Origin of the sequence: Hymenobacter algoricola (genome assembly GCF_039539525.1) — a bacterium.
In the GTDB taxonomy this organism is placed as follows: domain Bacteria; phylum Bacteroidota; class Bacteroidia; order Cytophagales; family Hymenobacteraceae; genus Hymenobacter; species Hymenobacter algoricola.
Genome location: NZ_BAABDH010000081.1, coordinates 1 through 6,311 on the forward strand (window position 1 = coordinate 1; position 6,311 = coordinate 6,311).

Annotated in this window: 2 protein-coding genes; both read right to left on the minus strand. The window is 51.2% G+C overall.

What is annotated here, in order from left to right:
* Window positions 1-91: 91 nt before the first annotated feature.
* Complete coding sequence (locus ABD842_RS14080; RefSeq protein WP_345115104.1) at window positions 92-1,648, minus strand: DUF6443 domain-containing protein; 1,557 nt, start codon at window positions 1,646-1,648, stop codon at window positions 92-94.
* Window positions 1,649-1,688: 40 nt separating this feature from the next.
* Entirely contained in the window at window positions 1,689-5,858 is a 4,170-nt protein-coding gene (locus ABD842_RS14085; RefSeq protein WP_345115106.1) for a PKD domain-containing protein, read from the minus strand.
* Between the last annotated feature and the right edge of the window lie 453 nt (window positions 5,859-6,311).

The window sequence follows — 6,311 nt, forward strand, 5'->3', positions numbered from 1 at the left end:
CGCCGAGCGCCGGCATTCGGCCCTCGGCTATCTTGCCCCCAATCACTTCGAAACCCAATTTCAAACCACGTCCCAACTCTGTGCGGCCTAGCTAGACCACCTCAGTTTGCTGCTGGGTCACACGCTGCAAGGGTGACAACTCTACCGTGGTCGTGGTGAAAGGATGCGCATCAACGGCGACCTTGTCGGTACCTTGGTAAAAAGCCTGTTGGGCAGTGACAGTTTCCTGAAAGCGACCGGGGGTGTCTGCCGAGGCGGCGGCGAAGGGTAGAAAGCCGTGTGGTGTCTGCCCATACTGATCATACACGATAGACTGAACCAGATCCGTCTGGGCTGGACTCGCCAGCACCGCATGCTGCTGGATGGGGCGACCAAAGCCATCGAAATACGTGACCTGTTGGCTCCGGTCCTCGACAACCAATTCCTTGATCTGCTCATACGTCGTTTGACCAGGCTTGAGCACCGTGGTTTGACTAGCGTAGGACAACGGGTTCCCCTGGTGGCTTTGCTGGATGAGCTCATCGGTAATGTCGACCGGCTGCGAGGCGGCACTAGTACCGTTGCCGTCTGTAAAAATCACTTCGTACGTGCCTACCTGCGTGGCCACGTGCTTCTGTGCGGTTGCTCCAGGCAAGATGGTCCCGTTACGCCTCCACTGGTAAGTACCCCCTCCCAACGTTTTGGCCCGTAAATCCATACCCGTTCCCCGATGGAGTGGCACAGGACCCGTAGGCATTTGCTGGGTGGTCGCGAGGACAATCTGTACGGAATAGATGTGTACCTGAACGGGTACGAAAATACCTCGCCGGCAGGAACTCGCTTCTACATGGTAGAGCGTACCCGTGGTCACATTGGACAAGGAGAGTTGGGGCCCAGGACGGTTCAGGGAGAGGCCGTTGGCATCGTACCAGTTGTAGGTGGCCAACGGATCCACATTCGTGACAGTGAGCGTGGGGTTATTCGGGCCTAAGTAAATATTTCCTGTTACAATGGGAGCCGCTGCTAGTGGCTTAACTGTTATCGTACACGCAATAGGCAAGGGTACACAAATGAAATTGTGACTCTTATAGGTAAGTGTATAAGTTATCGTAGCCGTAGGTGCTACAACCAATTCGGTGGCGTCTGTATTTTTCGATACAGCATACTGTAGCGTACTCCATACGCAATCATAAGCCCCTGCGGGAGCTTTCAGCATCAGCTTGGTTTGGCCTCCTTCACAAATTGTAGAACTTAATTGGATATTAAAATTAGGCTCTCTGATAATTAGTTGCTCTTGAGGCGGGCTATTTATATAAATGGCGTATTGCAGAGCGTCTACTCTACTAGGATTTTTGTCTAAGTCAGTGAAGGTGCCGTGTACATCTATAGTCCCCTCGCCCTCTGCATTCCACAAAACTTGAATTTCTGTGGGGGATAGTTCAGTAAATTGTCCCCCTACAACCTTCCATTCAATGTCGGTACAGCCACTGTTCGAGTTGATAGTGTAGGTTACAACGGAGTTCAGGCATTCACTGCCAGCTCCCTTCGTGATTTGAATATATCCCGTTGGCGGGACTTTTGCTGCCGTCATGAGGGGTAGACAGGCCACAAGGAAACAAGCTAAAAAAGCACCATACAAGAGGTGTTTTATACCGTAAAAGTATCGCATTTGTGTAGGGAAAGTAGTAGGCGAAACGGATAGAATGTAACTAGTGAGTCGGCGGGCAAGGAATTGTACCACTACTGTAGTAGTTCACAAAGTGCGTATCCGATATCACCTGTTTGTTATTGCTGGATCGCACGACGCACCGGTAGATTTTTTCGTTGGCATACATAACCGTGTACATTGGAGACGGTCCGGTTTGCACGGCTTGCCACTCGCCAGTAAAGTGGTCGCTGCCGAACGCATGATATACCTGCCATTCGTACGTATAGCCCGTGCCACCCGTAGCGTCAGCCTGGAATCGTATCTGCTGGCCACCTAACGGAGCACTGCCCGAGCAGGTATTGCTATAGGTTGGTGCTTGTAGCAAACAGAGGTCATAGGTGAGAAGACCGTTGCGGCAAATCTCCACGGTCAGAGGCTTACGCTCGATATGAATCTGAATGGAATTTGTAACACGGCCTATCGTCGAGGAAATGACCGTGAGCTGCACGGTATAGTCTCGTTCCTGATCATTGGTCGAAAACCGATGGGTTGCGCCATTGCCCTGACCCAGGCTGCCATCACCAAAGTCCCACGAGAAGGTTGCGTCCGTTGGTAAGCAATCCATTGCAGCGGTAAAGACGACTAGGCCGCCATCTGTCAACGCACCGCTCGCGGTAATAGCAGGACTTATATGGGGCGCTACTCCAGCCGTGACGTGCTCGCCAAGGGTGACAATGGATCCATCTTGATCTAGTACCGTTGACAAGCGGCCTGCCGGATCATAATTGTAAAACATAGTCCGGCCACGCGGGTCCGTCTGTGAGGTTTTGCCCCGTGCTGGATCGTATGTCGTACTAACGGCTTGCGCCCGCGCTGGTAACAAGGTCACATCATCCAGGGCCAGGCTGCCCGTGCTAGTTCCCGTATGCTCTATCCTAATCTGGTAGGCCCCCGCAGACAAGGTCACTAAATTGATTTCCCGTTCGTAGTAGCGCCAACCAGTTCCACTAAGTGGGATATCTATGGGTGGAAGAGCCGCCTGGTTTGGTGGAGTAACTCTCACCCGAAGCGTGGAACTGGCTGGGGTGCGAGCCCATAAGGTTAGCCGGTAGCTAGTACTGGGTGGATTGATCAATTGGCCCGTCAGAACAGAGCTGCCACCCAACTCATACCCAAACATTCCGGTGCGATGTGCTGCCTTCGTTACGGAAGCAGTAGTGTGCCCAAAGGCAAAATCTTTCGACGTTTCAAAATTTGAAAACAACACGTGCGAGGCGAAAGCATTTTGAATTTGCAGTACCGGTAACGCATCCGCATAGCCTACGTGTACTGCCGCTATCTGCCGCCCAGTCGTTGTCGTACTAGTGATAGGCATGGATTTAGCATTCACCTCTTGCACGGTCGCCTGCGCATGAAGCAGGGCGCCTGGAACCAGATCCACGGGGCTACTGCTGTTCAGCTCAATGTGTGTCGAATCCTGCGCACTAGCCACTGCGTGTGATTGTACGGTCTGCCACCCCAAAGTTTGAAAGGGCCGCGTACGATTCGTTGAGGGGTTTACAGTGTAGGTCTGTAGCGAGCTTCCTAACAGCCGAGGTATGCGATTGGCGGGGCTGTTGGGCCGGATAACCTCGGATATGGTTTCTACCAAGTCCATCCGAATTCCTTCTTGCCAGCGCAATTGCATCAGGCGAAGGTTACCTATCAGATTAGTTTGAGTTAAAGGATAATCGGACAAATACCGGTTACGAGTTCGGTAAATAGTACCATCACTATTCGTTTTGATCACGGTGGCTACTTGCCCGTAATTGTTAAAGCGGTAGGAAGTAGAACTGACATAGGCGGTCTGTGACGGCAAGCTTATCGTACGGTTTGTCTGCCGGGTAGGCGTAACCAGAAAGTCGGTTAAGAGCGTGTACTTGCCGTAGGCGTAAGCTGATACACCCATGAGTTTCTCGTACACTAAACCGGCCACGGGCACCGAGGACGGATGCACATTTTTGTAGGTATACTCAGTCGTTTGTTCCTGTACGAGTTGGTCGTCATTGTTGAAAGAGCGCGTGCCTACGAGCATCCCAGTCATGAACTCATAGTTGGTATCTGTGGGAAAGGGATACATACTGGTGCCGGCTTGCACGGGAGATACAGAAGGGCACGATGCCGTATTCCGGGCAATGCCGATGCGCGTCCGCTGCCAGGCGGGGAAGGTGCCGGTTGCATTTAGTGCAACCTGATCCGCATCAAGGGGGATAGCAAAGGAGAATTCCGTTTTGCCCTGGGTACCCATCATAGTCACTCCATCTGAGTCCAGCTGAATAGACTTCTCTGTCACCCGACCATAGCCCACGGTGCGTCCCTCAAACGGGTCTGGGGCAATGTCTTCATCTGTGCGGACAGTAACCGCAGCCCATTCCCCCAACGTGGTGGGGGTAGCTGTTGCGCCAGGAACAGTAAAGGCAAAATGGGGAGCTGTTAAAAGCCGGCCACTAGTTAGCGTATTGCTGCCGGAGTAATCATATAGTTTGGTTTGAACTGTGTTCGTGATATTGTCCCGGAACTGCAATTTTTGAAGGCGCAGGCCACCGGCCGTGAAGGTTTGGTTGGCGAGAGCATCAAAAAAACGATGGGGCTCATAGGTGAACTGGATTTGTCCCCCTGTTGGCACCTGCATCTGTATTAACGTGCCGGCGAGCCTTACTTGAAGATCCGTGGTGGGGCGGCGATCAGCTCCGGGCAACTCCAGAGAGGTCACTTGCAAAGGATAAAGTCGGTAGGGAAAGTGAGGGACTGATTCGGGATTGACCGAGGCAGTGGAAGCAGCCACAAATAGTTTGGGGACGAGGGTCTTAGCTCTGTTGGCGTTGTAGTACCCCCAATAGTCTTGTTCCGCACACCCAACTGGCGGCAGCTTACACGTCCCAAGCATATAGGCTGGTTCAGCCGGATGGGGCGTTACCTGGCTATAGGTAAACGTATAAGGGGGAAGTTCTGAGCAGGCACTCCAGGGGCGAAGCTTTGTCAGAAAACGACGGACTGTAACACCTTTATCGGTAATATTCTCCCCGCTACCATCATACCAGTTGTGGTCTAAGAACTGCTCATGCCTGACGCTTGCATATTCAAGGGTGAACTGCTTGATTGCGGCCGATGGCGTATTGAGCACCAAAGCAGAAGAAACGCGGACTGCTGTGAGATAAGCGCCAAAGTCATTAGTGGTCTCCACTAAGTCAAAGTCAACCGTCGTCGTTGGCGACTCGACCTTTACAAGATATTCGCGAGTAATGCTTTTAGTGATGTAGTATTGGATAGCGGCCAGCGGTGTCACTGTCGGATCACGGTAGATGTACTTTTTTTCTGCTGTTTGAATGCAAGTTTTGGGGGTATAAAAGAAGGTTATCCTCTCGCCACTCGGTGTTATAATATTCGCGGCAGAGAAGTCCGTTATATAAGAACTCTGCTTGAAATTGGCGTATTGTTTAGTCCAATATTGCGGAGAGGGAACTGAATTCACCCACGTCTCAGTCATCCGTTGACCAGGGCCAAATCCAACCCTATTGCCCTCCGGCGTTTTTATGGTAATAGATAGAAATCCTTCGTTCTCCAGTATTGTATAATACTCTACTTCGATAGGATCATATGGGATGGTGCGACAGCGATGATCTTTGTCAAAGACAAACTTACCAGAGTGCCCAGGCAAGTTGTAAGTAAAAATATCTGGCTCTGAATCGTAGACGGTCGTCGGTTGATCAAAAGCTTGAATAGCCGTTAAAGCCTGTTGTTCAGCACTTGAACAAGGTGGCCCAGCACTTGCGGTTGCAATATCCTCTACTTTCTGCCCTGGGGTTAGTGCAGTTAACCAGCCGACATAAGTAACGCCATCTTGTACTCTTCTAATATCATCGGGTAACCCCCTAACTTCTCGGTGAATAGAAGGGGCAGCTGTGAGATTCCAGTTCGTTCCGACGAGCCCTCCTTCATCGTCCACACGCACCCCCTTGGCTGCATACTCTAACGAGATAGGAATCACTACCCCACCCGCAGAAACAGTGTGCAAAGGAATCGAGACATGTGCCGTCCCAGTGAATTTGTCTACGGCTACTTCTTGTTGAGAAAAAGCCGGCTCAATGCCGTGAAAGGTGATCCATAGAACTAAACCAATTACTTTATGCCACTCGGCTAGTTTAAAACGAAAGGCAAACCCTAATGAACTGGGGTAGAATGACAAATCCATGAAATCAGTAGTTAAAATCGAGACAGTATTTTTGTCAGGGGTAATAAGGAAAGTGCAGCTGTAGCTGGCTGTTAAATTCTAAAGCGGTAGTGCGCAGTAGTGGAACTCTGCTATTGGAGTAAGGCCGAAAAAATAGAGGACTAGCCAGCCATGTGTTATCATCCGAAGGTCTAGATTGAGGCGGGCAGTGTAAGCTTGGGGCCCTTGAGGGTGCGCAGCAGGGTAGTATACAGCACGTAGCAGATTAAATTCAACAGGAGTAGAATAGGGGTAAAAAAACATAAAGCCAGCGGCCACGCCGGCCCAATAAGGGCAAGACACGTGGAAGCTGGCAATAGGGAGGTAGTAGGGGGTGTAATTCAAAACTTCGCTTGGGGCTGCTATCTTTGAAGGAGACCATTGCCCCCTTGTGATGATGACCAAAGCGGACTACCTAGCCCTGGCTGAAACGCG